We start from the raw sequence: 14,241 nt of genomic DNA, 5'->3' as shown, positions 1-14,241 counted from the left end.
AATTATCCCAAGTACTCTTTTTTATGAGATGCAATAATAGCAGCAGAGGTAATAAAGGCTCTTGTTTTTTTGAGTTTTTCCATAGAATCATGCAGTTGAGCCTGTTCGTTTTTCATGATATGTAATGCTTCTTGAATAAGGGCTTGTGCATGTTTTGCTTCTTGAATATCGCTTATTTTTGGCATTTCAGCGATGAGTTTACCCAGTTTGATAGGATTTTTTTCAATGATTGCAATGGTAAAAGCGTCACTCCAGCTCATTTTCTGTCTCCTCTTTCCACGCCTCTAAAAGTCCAAGCGCAACATTGATGACCTCGTCTAATTTTGTAGCATCATTTTTAAGATTGGCCTCTGAGAGAAGTTTGAGTTGATACGTGTAAAGCCCACGAAGATAATAGGCAACTTGCCCGCCATCGTAATTGAGGGAATGAATGAGTTCCGCAAAAATAGCAGATGTGCGATTGATCCAATAGGTTCTTTTTTCAATATCTCTTTTTTCAATGGCTTTTTTTGCCTGCGATGCAAAACGTAAAATACCTTCATAAAGCATCTTAATTAACTTCTCAGGAGATTCAATAGAGGCATTATTTTGTGAATAGGTTGCATAGGCTAGATTGGTATACATGTAAAAATCCTTTAAAATTAATCGCTACTACTTGCTGAATCAATCATCATAGAGAGTGTATTAAACGCTGTTGTCATTGAGCTTATAATACTATCGTATGCCGCAAATTTTGATGCCATAATTTCATATCGTTTATCTAACATCGTTACACTTTTTTCTCTTTGTTCGGTTAAGGAATCTGCTTTGGTGTCAAGATACGTAGAGTAGATTGCCAAAGTACCAGTACTGCTTTTTGTATACGTTGTTAACAGATCACTAAAATCGGTAAAAAATCCATTGTTCGTGGTGCTCTGTCCGTTTACAGTTGTCGCTTTTAAACCAAGCGTTGCTAAAGCGGTTGCATCGCCGGTAATGGCAATATCTTCGCCTGTCGTACTTTTTAAAATGATGTTTCCATCATCTCCAACCGTTGCGGTAACCCCCTCAACACCTGCTTTATTAATGGCATTTTGAAGTGCCAAGGCATTTTCTTCTGAGGTGGAGCCTGCATCGGTTGTAAAACGAATACTGGTCTCATTAATATACAACCCTTTATAGGTAATATCTAAAGCGCCAGATGCAACGCTAGTTCCTGAATAGGCTGTTGTTGTTTCGTAAGTTTTTGATCCCATAAAAAAGTCTTGTACATCGGTAGCATCATCTTCTACCATTGTATTGAAAGTATCTTCATCAAAGGTAAGTTCCCCATCTTCAAAGGAAAGACCATAATCCACAAGGCTACGTCCTAGGCTATCAATACTTTGTATCTGCCTTTTTAAGCTAGAGAAAAAGCCTGTAAGTTGACTCACGCCTTGAAAAACACCTGCTGTCTCTTCCTCTGAATTATAACTGGTGGCCGTATCTAAGTTTTCCACTAAGCTGTTAAACGCAGAGACAAAAGATTCAATTTGTGTTTTAACATCACTCCAATCTTGTTCGATGGATACTTTAGTTGTTACACCACTACTTTGGACTTCGTTCAGTGTAATCGTCGCACCTGTTACTAAGTCATCAATCGTATTTGAAGAGCGGGTAATGCTAATACCATTGTAGGTAAACTTTGCATCTTGTGCTGTTTGCACGTGGTTGTCTGTATCATCCCAGCCTAAGCTCGTAAGAATATTGGTTGACGTGGGATCGCTCTCATAATTAGCGGATGTTAGAGTAATATCATAATCTGCCCCGGTGTTGTCTGATTTTAAAACGAGTTTATACGGTGTGGTTCCACCTGTGTTTAAAAGAGATGCGGTAATGCTGCCATCAAACTTATCATTAATCATGCTTGCAAGATCACTGAGTGTTGTGGAGGAAGAGACAGCCAAAGCGTATGAAGTGCCATTCACTTCAATTGTTAATGTATCAGATGCTGTGGTAACCGCACTGGTTTCGGAACTAAATCCAGTACTTTGGTAAATATCTTGCTGTGCGAGTTGATCTACATGTAACGTGAACTCTTGAACATTGGTACCACCATCAACCGTAACGCTCACCGCATCATTGGAAACAGTGGTTGTGCGTTGTAGGTAATAGGTATCATCTGCCAAGGCACTTGCTGATGTTGAAAGTGCTGATGCTAGTGTTGTGAGTGTTTCTAAGTCTGTCTGTTGTGTTGAATTGGTTGCTAAATCTGTATCAATTGGATCAAGCAGTGCTTCTTCATCCACTGCACGCAAGCTATCAATAACATCATAACTTAAAACGCTATCACTACCAAGTCCGAGTGAGCTTAAACTAGAGGTTGCCATAGGTTATCCTTTTTTGTCGAAAATCATTCCGACAATTTCTTTCATCTTTACAGAAAGTGCCATCGCCTCTTCTGTGGGAATTTGACGAATGGTATCGCCACTGCTTTTCTCAATAACACTGACATACATTCTACTCAACTCTTTGTTAAAACCAAAAGCAATATTGGTCTCTAAAAGATCCATTTGGTCATTCAGTTCATTAACCGTTTGTTCGAGGATGGCAGTGGTTTCATCTTGGTTTCGTTGATTTTGTTGGTTTTTCAAATTAGCATCACTGCTTTGTTTAATCTCATTGACTTGTGGCGTCGTTGCGACTTTAGGAGTAGTTGCAGTTTCGGCTTGCTTACTGGTCGTGCTAAAAATGTCCATAATTGCCCTCCATAACTTTTATAACAACAAGATCGACAGATCTATTTTTCTCTTTAACACCGTGTGAAAGAAGACAAAAGAGGATTAAGATTGAGTGTGTTACTATTTCATGATTACAAGCAGAGGAATAAGATGAAAATAGCGTTAGTGTGTCAATCGTTGCTGTTAAGTCGAGCACTCAAGAGTTTTTTAGGCGATAGGGTTGTGCCTTATAAACAGTGTGATTTTGTCATAAGCGATAAAAAAATTGAACTCGATAAACCTATTTTCTATATCTCTTCTCATGAGGGTAATTTGATGATTCCCTTTTCTAAATCTTCACTGCTTTTGGAACTGGATAAATTTTTTCAACACCTTCTTTTACGTCAAGATACGATGGATGAAGGGGTATCTGCTTCTAGGCACACCCTTCTTCTTGAAGAAAAAATCACTGCCTTGACTGAAAAATTTAGAGCAGAACTGATCCAGACGATTCGAGCCTATTATGGCAACTAAGCCCCTTTCTTCAACCATTAGTGTAGGCAAATACAAGGGAAAAAAGATTTTTCTTCCCTCTTTAGAGAGCACTCGAAGTACCAAAGCCATCTTAAAAGGGTCTCTTTTTGATAGCCTCCAATACGACATCATCGATGAACTCTTTGTCGAAGTATTTGGTGGTAGTGGTTCAATGGGGCTTGAAGCACTGAGTCGTGGTGCTAAACACGCCTATTTTATAGAAAAAGATAGAGCCGCGTTTCAAACACTCAAACGTAACTGTAAAGCAATCGATGAAGCACACACAACGCCTCTTGAAGGTGACAGTTTTATCCTTTTTCCTACACTGCTAGGAAAGCTTACATGTAAAGCGTATTTCTATTTCGATCCGCCTTTTTCCATTCGTGAAGGGATGGAAGATGTGTATGAAAAAGTGATACGCTTAATTGCTTCGATTCCCGCTGAAAAGGCACATTTAATTGTCATTGAACATATGAGCACCCTTGTCCTTCCAGAAGCGATTGGTTCGTATACGTTAGCAAAGCGTAAAAAATTTGGAAACAGTTCACTCTCCTTTTACATGTAAGAACGTGGAACATTAATTGCTTTAAATTGGCAAGAACGCTAAATTTAAAGGGAATTGATGAAGCTTGTTACACTCTCTTTCGTACTGATCTCAGCACTCAGCACACTCTATGCTCAAAGGCTTGGTGATATTGCCAATGTCATTGGAGTGAGGGAAAACCAACTTATCGGTTATGGTCTTGTCGTGGGACTTAACGGCACGGGAGATGGTTCATCGTCCGAATTTACACTACGATCACTCTCCAATCTTTTGCAAACGGTCAACGTTAAAATTGATCCTGCGGATATTAAGTCTAAAAATATCGCCGCTGTGGTGGTGACCGCAAAACTTCCAGCCTTTGCTAGACAAGGTGATACAATCAATGTCTCGGTCTCGTCCATTGGTGATGCAAAGTCTTTGCAAGGTGGCAATCTGCTTTTGACACCGCTCAAAGGTGTGGATGGAAAAATCTACTCTTTAGCACAAGGCTCACTCACCATTGGTGGTATGAACGGTAAAGAGAAAGGACAACTCAATCACCCCGCTTCTGCGAACATCTTTAATGGTGCTTTGGTGGAGCGTGAAATTGAAAACAATCTCCATGAACAAGAATTTGTGGATCTTTCCTTAAAAGAAGCCAATTTTAATACTGCCGTTTCCGTGCAAAATGAACTCAATAAAAAATTTGGTAAAAAAATTGCCGTAGCAACGGATTCACGAACCGTTCGTTTGATGAAGCCTGAAGGTCACTCCACCGTTGAGTTTTTAGCGAAAACATTGGATGTCGATGTGCGGTACGAAAAAGAAGAAAAAATTGTGATCGATGAGCGTACGGGAACGATTGTTTCAGGTGTCAATGTCAGGGTTGATCCTGTTGTGGTGACCCATGGGGATATTACGATCAAGATTGAAGCCGAAGATGTGTTAGCCGATGAGCGAAATATTGATATTGGTGGTAATGTTAAGATCGCTGGAGCGGAAAATCGCATTAAAATCAAACAAGAGAGTATGACGGTTGCAAACATTGCACGTGCCCTCAATAAATTAGGAGCTAGGCCTAAAGATATTATCTCTATTTTAGAAAATATCAAGCGTGCAGGCGCCATTACGGCTCCGTTGGAGATCATCTAATGCAAACTGATAGCAGCATAGCTCTTTTAAATGCGAATTATAATCCAACGCCCACTCCCGTAGGCAGTACAGAGCAAAATGATGCGTTGCTGAAAGAGCAAACCGACAAGTTTGAAGCATTTTTCTTAAAACAGATCTTGGATATTGCGCTTAGCAGTGATGAAGAGGGTGGACTTTATGAGAAAGATGCGGGTGATAAAATTTATAAATCGATGTATAACGACACAATGAGTAATGCTTTGAGTGGTAATTTGGGTTTAAGTGAAATGTTATTTAACTATTTAAAAGAGGAACGTTAAAGTTTTATCATTTTAGACGATATAGTTGCAAGCGATACTAATTTAACTGTAAAGGTTCTAAAATGATTTCAACCGTTCAATCGTCCAATGTGGTGTATGTACAACAAAACAGTCTGAAAGAAGATGCCTCCAAAGGCGTCTTAAAAACAGAAAAAAGTGAAGGGGTAGACAAAGTCTCCGCGCTTAAAGCTGGAATCGAAAATGGAACGTACACCTTCGATCTAGCAAAAACGGCTCAAGCTGTCGCGGAAGAGTTGCTCTAAATCCTTACATGTAAAAGGATCAAACGATGTTAACACACTATTTGCACAATGCGATTAAAGATATTGATAGCCTTATAGAGCAGACTGAAAAAGATATTGTTGCTATCAAAGCTGCACAGCATGGAGATGTAGCTGAACGATCTAAAATTAAAGAAGATTTGATTCACTCCTTTGAGACCAAAAAGTCTCTTTTGGACAATGAACTTTCCAAAATGCTGAAAGAGAGTGGTAAAAAATCACTTGAAGAGTTATTGGACGCGACTCAAAAAGAGCTCCTCACTCAAATGAAATCAAAGCTCACAGCACTTAAAGTTTGCAATAAGCAGTATGCAAAATATGTGGTTACCATTAGTCAATTTTACAATGTCTTACTCGATAATATCTTTCCAAGAGAGATGGATGGTTATAAAATAGCCAATCACAAGCCAGCTTCGTTACTCAAAATTGAGGCATAATTATGGGACTTTTTAGCACACTCAACACAGGAACATCGGCTCTCAATGCCTCTCAAGTTGCTGTTGCCACTACCAGTCAAAATATTGCTAATCAAGATAATACTTCGTACACCAGACAACGCGTTAATTTAGCAGCAAGTTCTGCGGTAAGTTCGGGTGGTGTTAGCGTTGGGACTGGCGTTACGGTGACTTCTGTGACACGTGTGCACGATGAATTTACATATGCACAATTAAAAAAAGCAGCCACGGCTGTTTCGTATGATACCTACACAACACAAACATTAGAAGAAGTTTCAACGTATTTTCCTGACTTGGACGAGTCAGGCATTGCGGTTGATCTTGAAGAGTATTTTGCTGCTTGGAGTGATTTGGCTTCCAATGCAACAGAAGGTTCTCAAAAAATCGCTTTGGTTCAATCGGCTTTAACGATGACAAGTGATATTCAATCCACGCGTGAATCCTTACGGGATCTTCAAGATTCTGTGAATTCACAGCTTAAAACATCTATTGATGAAATTAACAGTATTGCCTCACAAATTGCCGATATTAATAAACAAATCAATGCGATAGAATCAGAAGCGGGTAATTATGCCAATGATTTAAGGGATGCGCGTGATGAGCTTGAACTGACTTTAGCAAATCTAGTGGATATTTCGGTTTCTAAAGGCAGTACGAGCAGTTACACCTCCTCAGTTTCAGCAGACCTCAGCTCTTCTGAATCAAGTAGCACAGAGTATAGCTTGAATATTGCTGGGTATACGATTATTGATGGATCGACGTACCACCCCCTTGTGGCAAGTAATAGCTCGAATACAAGTGGTTATTACTCTGTTTACTACGAAACACAAGATGGCAAACAGTATGATTTGACAGGAAAAATTTCAGGGGGTAAAGTCGGCGCTATGCTCGATCTTCGTGGTCGTGCTCTCAATGGTGAGAATGGGTATCCTACCGATGGAACGATCCAAGATTATATCGATGAATTAGATACCTTTGCGCAAACACTGATTACCGCAACGAACAACATTTATGCGCAAAGTGCACAATCAAGTATGCAATCACCGATTTTAGATATTTCAGGGAATACCTCTTTAAAAAATGCCTATGAAAATATTGAATCGGGCACCTTTGATGTCATTGTTTATGATAGTAGCGGTCTTGAAGTGGGTCGTAAAACGATTACGATTGGAAGTACAACAACCATGACCGACAATACCTTCTCTGATAGTATTGTCTCTCAAATTAACTCCAGTACCGATGACAATAGCGATAATAACTCATTAAACGACGTAGATGATTACTTTACAGCTATTTATATGGAAGATGGAACCTTTTCACTCTCTCCTACGACCAATAACAGCGGATACACTATTGCCATAGAAGATAATGGAACGAATTTTCCAGGTGCTATTGGTATTAGTCAGTTTTTAACGGGAACGGATGCCTCTGACATTAGCGTCGCAACGCAATATCAAAAAGATCCTTCTTCGATGGCAGGATTTGCAGCCCCCACCTCAGGAGATAATACGGTTGCGAATGCCATGGTGCAACTGCAATACGATTCACTCAGCTTTTACAATAATGGGCTTGTCACCAGTGGAACACTGGATGGATATTACACTAGCTTGACAACGCATATTGCTTCAGAAGCAAATGCTGCAGATTCGAGTCTTTCAACCAACTCAACACTTTATAATACGGCGTATACCGAATTTCAATCGACGAGCGGTGTGAATGAAGATGAGGAGCTTGCGAACTTGATTATGTATCAAGCCTCTTATACGGCTGCGGCTAAAATTATCACAACCATTGATGAGATGTTAGATACCCTTTTAGGCATGAAATCCTAGTGAAACGATTTCCGTTTGTGAGCACCACTCTTTTGGTGCTCATCTTCTTTTTTTGCTTTGCATTGCCCTCTTTTTATGCTGGATCAGCGTATGAAATCAATCCGAATACTATTTTATTGCCTCCAAGTTTTGAGCATCTTTTAGGAACGGATAGACTAGGGCGTGATCTTTTGAGGCGTTTGATGATCGGGGGGCAAGTTTCGTTAACCATTGGTGTTTTAAGTGCTTTGATTTCGAGTATTGTCGGGCTTATGATTGGGATTAGTGCAGGCTATTTTCAACGGGGTATTGATAAACTTGTGATTGTTGTGATTGATCTTTTTTTAACCTTTCCGACATTTTTTCTCCTTTTAGCATTAATTAGCTATATGAATGCCTCCGTATGGGTGCTTGTTTTGATTATCTCCATTACTGGATGGATGGGAATGGCGAGAATGATACGAAGTGAGAGCTTTGCCATTTCAAACGCACCCTTTATTAAAATTCTTAAACTCTCCGATGTCAATACCTTCAAAATCATCTTCAAGTACTTCGCTCCTCTGCTAGCACCTATCTTTTTTATCAGCTTTACCTTTGGGGTGAGTGGCGCGATTTTGGCAGAGAGTGGGCTGAGTTTTTTAGGTATTGGGATTACGCCTCCACAGATGAGTTGGGGTGTGATTATCAGTGAGGGGAAGGAAGTGATCGATATTGCATGGTGGCTGAGTTTTTTCCCTGGTCTTCTTATCTTTCTCGTCACGTTCTCTTTGATTAATCTCTCTGATTATCTTCAATCAAAAAGTAACGAAAAAGATGTCTTAAATGACGTTTGAAACTATTGCAAAACGTTTAAACGAAGAGGCAACTAAACGTAATCATGCCGATGAGATCAGTTTAAATCGTCCTGACCCTCTCATGATTGCTTCACGGTATAATGATGAATTTAGCGCACTCATTTGTGCACTGTTTGCGTACGGGAATGTTCCAGCCATCATCAAGTTTTTAGAGAGCTTGGATTTTTCACTTTTAGATGCGGATGAAAGCACGATTGAACAGGCATTAGCGCATCACTATTACCGCTTTCAAAATGCCAAAGATATTCAAGCACTTTTTACAACGTTTGGACGTGTTAAACATGACATTGGCTCATTCGAGTCCGTTTTTCTCCCTGCGTACCAAAAAAAATCAGATGTGATGGATGGTTTACGCGCACTGATCGCATTGTTGTACGATATTAATCCTTACCGCTCACGTGGCTATCAGTTTTTATTGGGTACAATACCTCCAGCAAACCCTCACTCTCCTTATAAACGATGGCATATGTATCTTAGATGGATGGTTAGAAAAGATCATCTTGATCTTGGTCTTTGGAAGGGTGTTGATACCAAAGATCTGCTCGTTCCACTCGATACACATACGTTCGCATTGGGTAAAAAACTGGGCTTGATTCAGCGAAAATCGTATGATTTTAAGGCTGTCTTAGAGTTGAGTCGCGCACTCCAAAAGATTGATCCAAGTGATCCTGTCAAATATGATTTTGCACTCTATCGCTTAGGACAAGAGAAAATTCTTCTTTAAGGTTCACAATGAATGTGAAGTATTGGCTCCCTAGGAGCTTTATGGTTTTGAGGGAAGGGTATGATGTTGCAAAGTTATCGTCCGATATTGTAGCAGGCTCTACAGTTGCGATTATCGCCTTACCTTTAGCGATGGCATTTGCCATAGCCAGTGGTGTTAGTCCTGAAAAAGGGCTTTTTACAGCGGTTGTCGCTGGGCTTATTATCTCTCTCTTTGGTGGGAGTAGGTACCAGATTGGAGGTCCTACAGGGGCTTTTGTTGTGGTACTCTATGCGGTTATTTTAAAACACGGATACGATGGTCTAGTCATTGCCACATTTATGGCAGGCATTATGCTCTTTTTAATGGGTGTTTTTAAGCTTGGTAACATCATCAAGTACATTCCTTATCCTGTTACAGTGGGTTTTACAACCGGTATCGCGCTTATTATCTTCTCTTCGCAGATTAAAGATTTTTTTGGGCTTCCTATTGCCAAAATGCCAGCAGAGTTTGTCGATCAGTGGAAACTTTACTCGACAGAGCTTTTACATGTAAACTATTATGCTATGGCGATTGGTGTGGTGAGTATGGGTCTTTTACTTAAATTGCGCCACCGTTTTCCGCATATTCCTGCACCCATTATTGTCATTATTCTCTCAGCCTTAGCAGTTTATCTGTTTAAACTTCCTGTTGAGACGATTGGTTCTAAATTTGGCACTTTACCATCGACGTTACCATACCCTTCCATACCTGCATTTTCATTGGAAAAAGTGCGAGCGGTTTTTCCTGATGCGATAACGATTGCCCTCCTAGGCGCCATCGAATCCCTGCTCTCCTGCGTTGTAGCCGATGGTATGACGGGAGATCGCCACCACTCCAACAAAGAGCTTATGGCACAAGGTGTTGCCAATATCGCTTCGGTACTTTTTGGGGGCATTGCCGCCACAGGTGCAATTGCACGAACGGCTACGAACATTAAAGCCGGTGCCTATAGTCCTGTTGCAGGTGTTATTCATGCCCTTATGTTGCTTATTTTTATGTTTTTATTTTCAAAACTCATTGTGCTGATTCCCTTAGCGACTCTGGCGGCTATCTTGATCGTTGTGGCATGGAATATGAGTGAGTTTCACCACTTTAAAGCCATTGCCCTTAAGTCTGAACGTAACGATATGGTTGTGTTGTTAATGACTTTTTTCCTAACCGTTTTAATCGATCTTAACACCGGTGTTCAAACAGGTATTATGCTAGCAGGTCTTTTGTTTATCAAACGAATGATAGACGTAACAGGCATTGTGGATACCAAAAATACGATTGGTATGCCTTTGGATGAAGACGATGAGCCCCTTGAAGTGGATGATGCGAACGCTATTTCCAAGAAAATTGTTCCTAAAGATGTGGAAGTGTATGAGATCGATGGACCGTTTTTCTTTGGTGTTGCTGATCGGCTTAAAAATGTCTTGGGTGAAGTGAGTAACCCTCCCAAAGTCTTTATACTGCGTATGCGTCATGTGCCTATGGTCGATGCGACGGGACTTCATGCGTTAGAGGAGTTTTTTGATCTTTGCCAAAGTAACGGAACGATTCTTGTACTCTCTGGAGTCAATGAGCACATCAAGCTTAAAATGCGACGTCTTGGTTTTGAGAAAAAAATAGGGCTAGAAAACATTACCGACAATATCGATATGGCACTTTCACGTGCTCATCGACTTTTAATGAAGGAGTAAAGATGCCTTATGTTAATATCAAAATCACCAAAGAGGGTGCGACCAAAGAGCAAAAAGCTGAGCTTATTGAGGGCGTAACAAACCTTTTAGTGAGTGTTTTAGGTAAAAATCCAGCCACAACGGTTGTTACGATTGACGAAGTGGATATGGATAATTGGGGAATAGGTGGGCAACAGGTCAGCGAACTTCGTAAAAAACCGAAGCCTTAAACTACTATTAAATGATTTATAGCTACAATCACGCAAAATTAATTAACGAAGGAAATGTGTAATGGGCGAAATGTTTACATTTTTAGGTCTTATTAATCACTCCCATGACTTCATCTTTGTATCACACATTGTTTTAGTCGGCGTTATCAGTTTTGTTTTGGCAAAACTTGCAACGTCTAAAATGCAACTGGTACCAAGTGGTGTTCAAAATGTCATGGAAGCGTATCTTGAGAGTGTTGTCTCCATGGGTAAAGATGTCATTGGTGAAGAATTAGCGCGTAAATATCTACCACTGGTAGCAACCCTTGGTTTGATGGTGTTTATTGCAAACGTTATCGGTATTATTCCTGGGTTTGAAGCTCCTTCAAGCAACCTCAACATGACATTAGCGTTAGCACTTATGGTCTTTGTTTACTATAACTTTGAAGGTATCCGTGTGAACGGTGTCGTGCATTACTTTGCGCATTTTATGGGACCCTTGAAAGTTTTGGCTCCACTCATGTTCCCTATCGAGATTGTTTCACATCTTTCTCGTATCGTCTCTTTGTCTTTCCGACTTTTCGGTAACATCAAAGGTGATGATCTGTTTTTAGCCGTAGTCTTGATGCTGGCTCCTTGGGTTGCCCCACTTCCTGCGTATGCGCTTTTAACATTCTCTGCATTTTTGCAGACATTTATTTTTATGATCTTAACCTATGTATATCTTGCAGGTGCTGTTTTAATTAGCGAAGAGCACTAAAAAGTACTCCCTTGTTGCAACACCAACAAACGCGTTTTGAAAAACTCCTCAGCTTTTTGCACGGTGCCTCTTGGGCACTTGCATTGGCTGGTGGAGGCTATACGTTCCTTCTTTTTCTCCCTTTTGGTTTGATTATCGCTTCGATCATTGCACTTTTCTTTTTTCTAGCAGGGTGTTTTTTTGCCATTATCTTTGAAATGGCACAGTTGCAGCTGGATAAATATGAAGAGCTGAAAAAGCAGACGCACCTTTTAGAAAAACTTAGCCTCAATGATCAAACGCTATCTCATCACTGATCCCTCATTTTATACTTCCCATCCAACCGAAGTCGTTCAAACACTTTTACATGTAAAGGCAAAATATCAGCCTGATTACATCTGCTTGCGCGATAAAATCACCTCTGATTATGCTTCCATTGCCAAAGCTGTTGTCAATGCTGGTATTTCCGATAATCGAACGAAACTCTATTTACATACCGATTTTCAACTCGCAAGTGAACTTGGCTGCGATGGCGTGCATCTACCTTCCAATGCGTTACATGTAATCCAAAAAGCTAAAGCGTTAGGTTTAGACGTCATTGCAAGTACGCATACGTTTGAAGAAGCTTTTGAAGCCCAAAAACGAGGCGCCGATGCGATCACCTTTAGTCCCATTTTTGCGACGCCCAACAAGGGCGAACCACTTGGTTTAGAGAAGTTAAAAGAAATAAATGATAAAATCAACATTAAATGTTTCGCGCTTGGTGGCATCATCAACGCTGAACACGTACAAGCGTGTGAAGAGGTTGGCGTATACGGTTTTGCCTCAATTCGTTTTTTTTTAGATTAATCCCAAAGGGTATTTAATGCAATTTGAAGTTGTTATTGGACTTGAGGTTCATGCTCAGTTAAACACAAAAACCAAGATTTTTTGCAGTTGTCCAACCAGTTTTGGCGACGAACCCAATACCAACGTGTGTGAAGTCTGTTTGGGACTTCCTGGCGCTTTGCCTGTTTTAAACAAAGAGGTTGTCAAAAAAGCGATTGCACTTGGCACTGCTATCAATGCAACGATCAATCAAAAATCCATTTTCAACCGAAAAAACTACTTCTATCCTGATCTTCCAAAAGGGTATCAGACCAGTCAATTTGAGATACCCATTGTTGAAGCAGGTGAAATTTACATCGATTTTGAAGACGGATCAACAAAATGCATTGGTGTCACAAGGGCGCACCTTGAAGAGGATGCGGGTAAAAACATTCACCATGGAAGTGTCTCGCATGTGGACTTAAACCGCGCAGGAACACCGCTGCTTGAGATCGTGAGTGAACCCGATATGCGAAGCAGCGAAGAGGCGATTTTATACCTTAAGAAACTGCATGCCATTTTGCGCTACCTCGACATCAGCGATGCCAATATGCAAGAGGGAAGTTTTCGCTGTGATGCAAACGTTTCGATTCGCCCAAAAGGTGAGACCAAGCTTTATACCAGAGCGGAGATCAAGAACCTCAACTCGTTTAAATTTATCCAAAAAGCGATTGACTACGAAGTAGAGCGTCAAAGTAACGCATGGGAAGATGGCGTTTATGAAAGGGAAGTCGTACAAGAGACACGTCTGTACGATACCGAGAAAAATGAAACGAGAAGCATGCGAGGTAAAGAAGATAGCGCTGAATATCGCTATTTCCCCGATCCTGACTTGCTGCCTGTTTTGATTCCGGATGATATGTTAGCAGAGTGCATCCAAATTCCAGAGCTTCCTGACCAAAAACGTGATCGTTTCCTCAAAGAGTACGGCATTAAAGAGTACGATGCCAATGTGATTACCTCCAGTGTTGAAATGGCACATTTTTATGAAATGATGATCAATGAGGGAGCTGGTGCTAAAAACTCTGTAACGTGGCTTACGGTTGAGCTTCTTGCACGTCTGAACAATGGTATGACGCTTATGACCTCACCTGTGGATGCGATTAAATTAGCAGCCATTGTCAAACGCATTGAAGATGGAACCATTAGTGGAAAAGCGGCCAAAGAGGTGTTGGATTATTTGATGGAAAATAATGCAAGTGTGGATGATGCCATTGAAACATTGGGTCTGAAACAAGTGAGTGATGATGGCGCTATTTTAGCGATTATCGATGCGATCATCAGTTCCAATGCCGATAAAGTAGCAGAATACAGAAGTGGAAAAGATAAACTCTTTGGTTTCTTTGTCGGGCAAACGATGAAAGAGAGCAAAGGTGCTGCCAATCCTGCTAAAGTGAATGAACTTTTAAAATCCAGACTCGATGTTTAAACGG

General features: G+C 40.5%; 19 protein-coding genes. 15 read left to right on the top strand and 4 right to left on the bottom strand.

Annotation, left to right across the window (positions count from 1 at the left end):
- Nucleotides 1–2 precede the first annotated feature (2 nt).
- From JU57_RS01030 to JU57_RS01015, 4 genes are read right to left on the bottom strand one after another with little or no spacing between them, the layout of a single operon-like run.
- Nucleotides 3–260 carry a hypothetical protein gene (locus JU57_RS01030; protein WP_037955776.1) on the bottom strand — a complete coding sequence of 86 codons (258 nt, stop codon included), beginning with the start codon at nt 258–260 and terminating at the stop codon, nt 3–5.
- Nucleotides 247–624, bottom strand: coding sequence for a flagellar export chaperone FliS (fliS, locus tag JU57_RS01025; RefSeq protein ID WP_037955773.1), 378 nt, complete (start codon nt 622–624; stop codon nt 247–249). Before fliS ends, JU57_RS01030 begins: the two co-directional genes overlap by 14 nt.
- 17 nt (nt 625–641) lie before the next feature.
- Nucleotides 642–2,348 (bottom strand): flagellar filament capping protein FliD, encoded by a 1,707-nt coding sequence (gene fliD / locus JU57_RS01020; protein WP_037955770.1) that lies wholly within the window; start codon nt 2,346–2,348, stop codon nt 642–644.
- 3 nt (nt 2,349–2,351) lie between these two features.
- Nucleotides 2,352–2,717, bottom strand: coding sequence for a flagellar protein FlaG (locus JU57_RS01015; protein WP_037955762.1), 366 nt, complete (start codon nt 2,715–2,717; stop codon nt 2,352–2,354).
- A gap of 132 nt (nt 2,718–2,849) precedes the next feature.
- Here JU57_RS01015 and JU57_RS01010 point away from each other — a divergent pair, with 132 nt between their 5' ends.
- The 15 genes from JU57_RS01010 (at nt 2,850) to gatB (ending at nt 14,237) form a co-directional block, all read left to right on the top strand.
- Complete coding sequence (locus JU57_RS01010) at nt 2,850–3,212, top strand: hypothetical protein (protein ID WP_037955759.1); 363 nt, start codon at nt 2,850–2,852, stop codon at nt 3,210–3,212.
- Complete coding sequence (rsmD, locus tag JU57_RS01005) at nt 3,202–3,777, top strand: 16S rRNA (guanine(966)-N(2))-methyltransferase RsmD (RefSeq protein WP_037955756.1); 576 nt, start codon at nt 3,202–3,204, stop codon at nt 3,775–3,777. The genes JU57_RS01010 and rsmD overlap by 11 nt, the downstream gene beginning before the upstream one ends.
- A gap of 57 nt (nt 3,778–3,834) precedes the next feature.
- Nucleotides 3,835–4,887, top strand: coding sequence for a flagellar basal body P-ring protein FlgI (locus JU57_RS01000; protein WP_037955754.1), 1,053 nt, complete (start codon nt 3,835–3,837; stop codon nt 4,885–4,887).
- Nucleotides 4,887–5,186 (top strand): rod-binding protein, encoded by a 300-nt coding sequence (locus JU57_RS00995; RefSeq protein WP_037955753.1) that lies wholly within the window; start codon nt 4,887–4,889, stop codon nt 5,184–5,186. The genes JU57_RS01000 and JU57_RS00995 overlap by 1 nt, the downstream gene beginning before the upstream one ends.
- A gap of 62 nt (nt 5,187–5,248) precedes the next feature.
- On the top strand, nt 5,249–5,449 hold the full coding sequence (locus tag JU57_RS00990) for a flagellar biosynthesis anti-sigma factor FlgM (protein ID WP_037955751.1): 201 nt from the start codon (nt 5,249–5,251) through the stop codon (nt 5,447–5,449).
- Between the two features lie 26 nt (nt 5,450–5,475).
- On the top strand, nt 5,476–5,904 hold the full coding sequence (locus tag JU57_RS00985; RefSeq protein WP_037955749.1) for a hypothetical protein: 429 nt from the start codon (nt 5,476–5,478) through the stop codon (nt 5,902–5,904).
- 2 nt (nt 5,905–5,906) lie between these two features.
- Nucleotides 5,907–7,754, top strand: a complete 1,848-nt coding sequence (gene flgK / locus JU57_RS00980) for a flagellar hook-associated protein FlgK (protein ID WP_037955746.1) — start codon at nt 5,907–5,909, stop codon at nt 7,752–7,754.
- Nucleotides 7,754–8,566, top strand: a complete 813-nt coding sequence (locus JU57_RS00975) for an ABC transporter permease (RefSeq protein ID WP_037955741.1) — start codon at nt 7,754–7,756, stop codon at nt 8,564–8,566. The genes flgK and JU57_RS00975 overlap by 1 nt, the downstream gene beginning before the upstream one ends.
- Nucleotides 8,556–9,311 carry a TIGR02757 family protein gene (locus JU57_RS00970; protein ID WP_037955738.1) on the top strand — a complete coding sequence of 252 codons (756 nt, stop codon included), beginning with the start codon at nt 8,556–8,558 and terminating at the stop codon, nt 9,309–9,311. The genes JU57_RS00975 and JU57_RS00970 overlap by 11 nt, the downstream gene beginning before the upstream one ends.
- 41 nt (nt 9,312–9,352) lie before the next feature.
- Complete coding sequence (sulP, locus tag JU57_RS00965) at nt 9,353–11,014, top strand: sulfate permease (protein ID WP_037955737.1); 1,662 nt, start codon at nt 9,353–9,355, stop codon at nt 11,012–11,014.
- A gap of 2 nt (nt 11,015–11,016) precedes the next feature.
- Nucleotides 11,017–11,223, top strand: a complete 207-nt coding sequence (locus tag JU57_RS00960; protein ID WP_037955736.1) for a 4-oxalocrotonate tautomerase family protein — start codon at nt 11,017–11,019, stop codon at nt 11,221–11,223.
- 61 nt (nt 11,224–11,284) lie between these two features.
- Nucleotides 11,285–11,962, top strand: coding sequence for a F0F1 ATP synthase subunit A (locus tag JU57_RS00955; RefSeq protein WP_037955735.1), 678 nt, complete (start codon nt 11,285–11,287; stop codon nt 11,960–11,962).
- A gap of 11 nt (nt 11,963–11,973) precedes the next feature.
- The gene (locus JU57_RS00950) at nt 11,974–12,258 is read left to right on the top strand and encodes a hypothetical protein (protein WP_037955734.1); all 285 of its coding nucleotides are present in this window, start codon (nt 11,974–11,976) and stop codon (nt 12,256–12,258) included.
- The gene (locus JU57_RS00945) at nt 12,233–12,790 is read left to right on the top strand and encodes a thiamine phosphate synthase (RefSeq protein ID WP_051906433.1); all 558 of its coding nucleotides are present in this window, start codon (nt 12,233–12,235) and stop codon (nt 12,788–12,790) included. The genes JU57_RS00950 and JU57_RS00945 overlap by 26 nt, the downstream gene beginning before the upstream one ends.
- Nucleotides 12,791–12,806: 16 nt before the next feature.
- A complete protein-coding gene (gatB, locus tag JU57_RS00940) occupies nt 12,807–14,237 on the top strand; it encodes an Asp-tRNA(Asn)/Glu-tRNA(Gln) amidotransferase subunit GatB (RefSeq protein ID WP_037955733.1) in 1,431 nt (476 codons plus the stop codon).
- Nucleotides 14,238–14,241 lie beyond the last annotated feature (4 nt).

Source organism: Sulfurospirillum sp. SCADC, assembly GCF_000743525.1.
Classification (GTDB): Bacteria; Campylobacterota; Campylobacteria; order Campylobacterales; family Sulfurospirillaceae; genus Sulfurospirillum.
Note: the sequence above shows the minus strand (reverse complement) of the source record. Positions and strands in the feature narration are given on the sequence as shown.

Bases quoted from the DNA above. Each gene is read 5' to 3' on its own strand.
- JU57_RS01030 (WP_037955776.1), bottom strand. From the start codon at position 260: ATGAGCTGGAGTGACGCTTTTACCATTGCAATCATTGAAAAAAATCCT.
- fliS (WP_037955773.1), bottom strand. From the start codon at position 624: ATGTATACCAATCTAGCCTATGCAACCTATTCACAAAATAATGCCTCT.
- fliD (WP_037955770.1), bottom strand. From the start codon at position 2,348: ATGGCAACCTCTAGTTTAAGCTCACTCGGACTTGGTAGTGATAGCGTT.
- JU57_RS01015 (WP_037955762.1), bottom strand. From the start codon at position 2,717: ATGGACATTTTTAGCACGACCAGTAAGCAAGCCGAAACTGCAACTACT.
- JU57_RS01010 (WP_037955759.1), top strand. From the start codon at position 2,850: ATGAAAATAGCGTTAGTGTGTCAATCGTTGCTGTTAAGTCGAGCACTC.
- rsmD (WP_037955756.1), top strand. From the start codon at position 3,202: ATGGCAACTAAGCCCCTTTCTTCAACCATTAGTGTAGGCAAATACAAG.
- JU57_RS01000 (WP_037955754.1), top strand. From the start codon at position 3,835: ATGAAGCTTGTTACACTCTCTTTCGTACTGATCTCAGCACTCAGCACA.
- JU57_RS00995 (WP_037955753.1), top strand. From the start codon at position 4,887: ATGCAAACTGATAGCAGCATAGCTCTTTTAAATGCGAATTATAATCCA.
- JU57_RS00990 (WP_037955751.1), top strand. From the start codon at position 5,249: ATGATTTCAACCGTTCAATCGTCCAATGTGGTGTATGTACAACAAAAC.
- JU57_RS00985 (WP_037955749.1), top strand. From the start codon at position 5,476: ATGTTAACACACTATTTGCACAATGCGATTAAAGATATTGATAGCCTT.
- flgK (WP_037955746.1), top strand. From the start codon at position 5,907: ATGGGACTTTTTAGCACACTCAACACAGGAACATCGGCTCTCAATGCC.
- JU57_RS00970 (WP_037955738.1), top strand. From the start codon at position 8,556: ATGACGTTTGAAACTATTGCAAAACGTTTAAACGAAGAGGCAACTAAA.
- sulP (WP_037955737.1), top strand. From the start codon at position 9,353: ATGGTTTTGAGGGAAGGGTATGATGTTGCAAAGTTATCGTCCGATATT.
- JU57_RS00960 (WP_037955736.1), top strand. From the start codon at position 11,017: ATGCCTTATGTTAATATCAAAATCACCAAAGAGGGTGCGACCAAAGAG.
- JU57_RS00955 (WP_037955735.1), top strand. From the start codon at position 11,285: ATGGGCGAAATGTTTACATTTTTAGGTCTTATTAATCACTCCCATGAC.
- JU57_RS00945 (WP_051906433.1), top strand. From the start codon at position 12,233: ATGATCAAACGCTATCTCATCACTGATCCCTCATTTTATACTTCCCAT.
- gatB (WP_037955733.1), top strand. From the start codon at position 12,807: ATGCAATTTGAAGTTGTTATTGGACTTGAGGTTCATGCTCAGTTAAAC.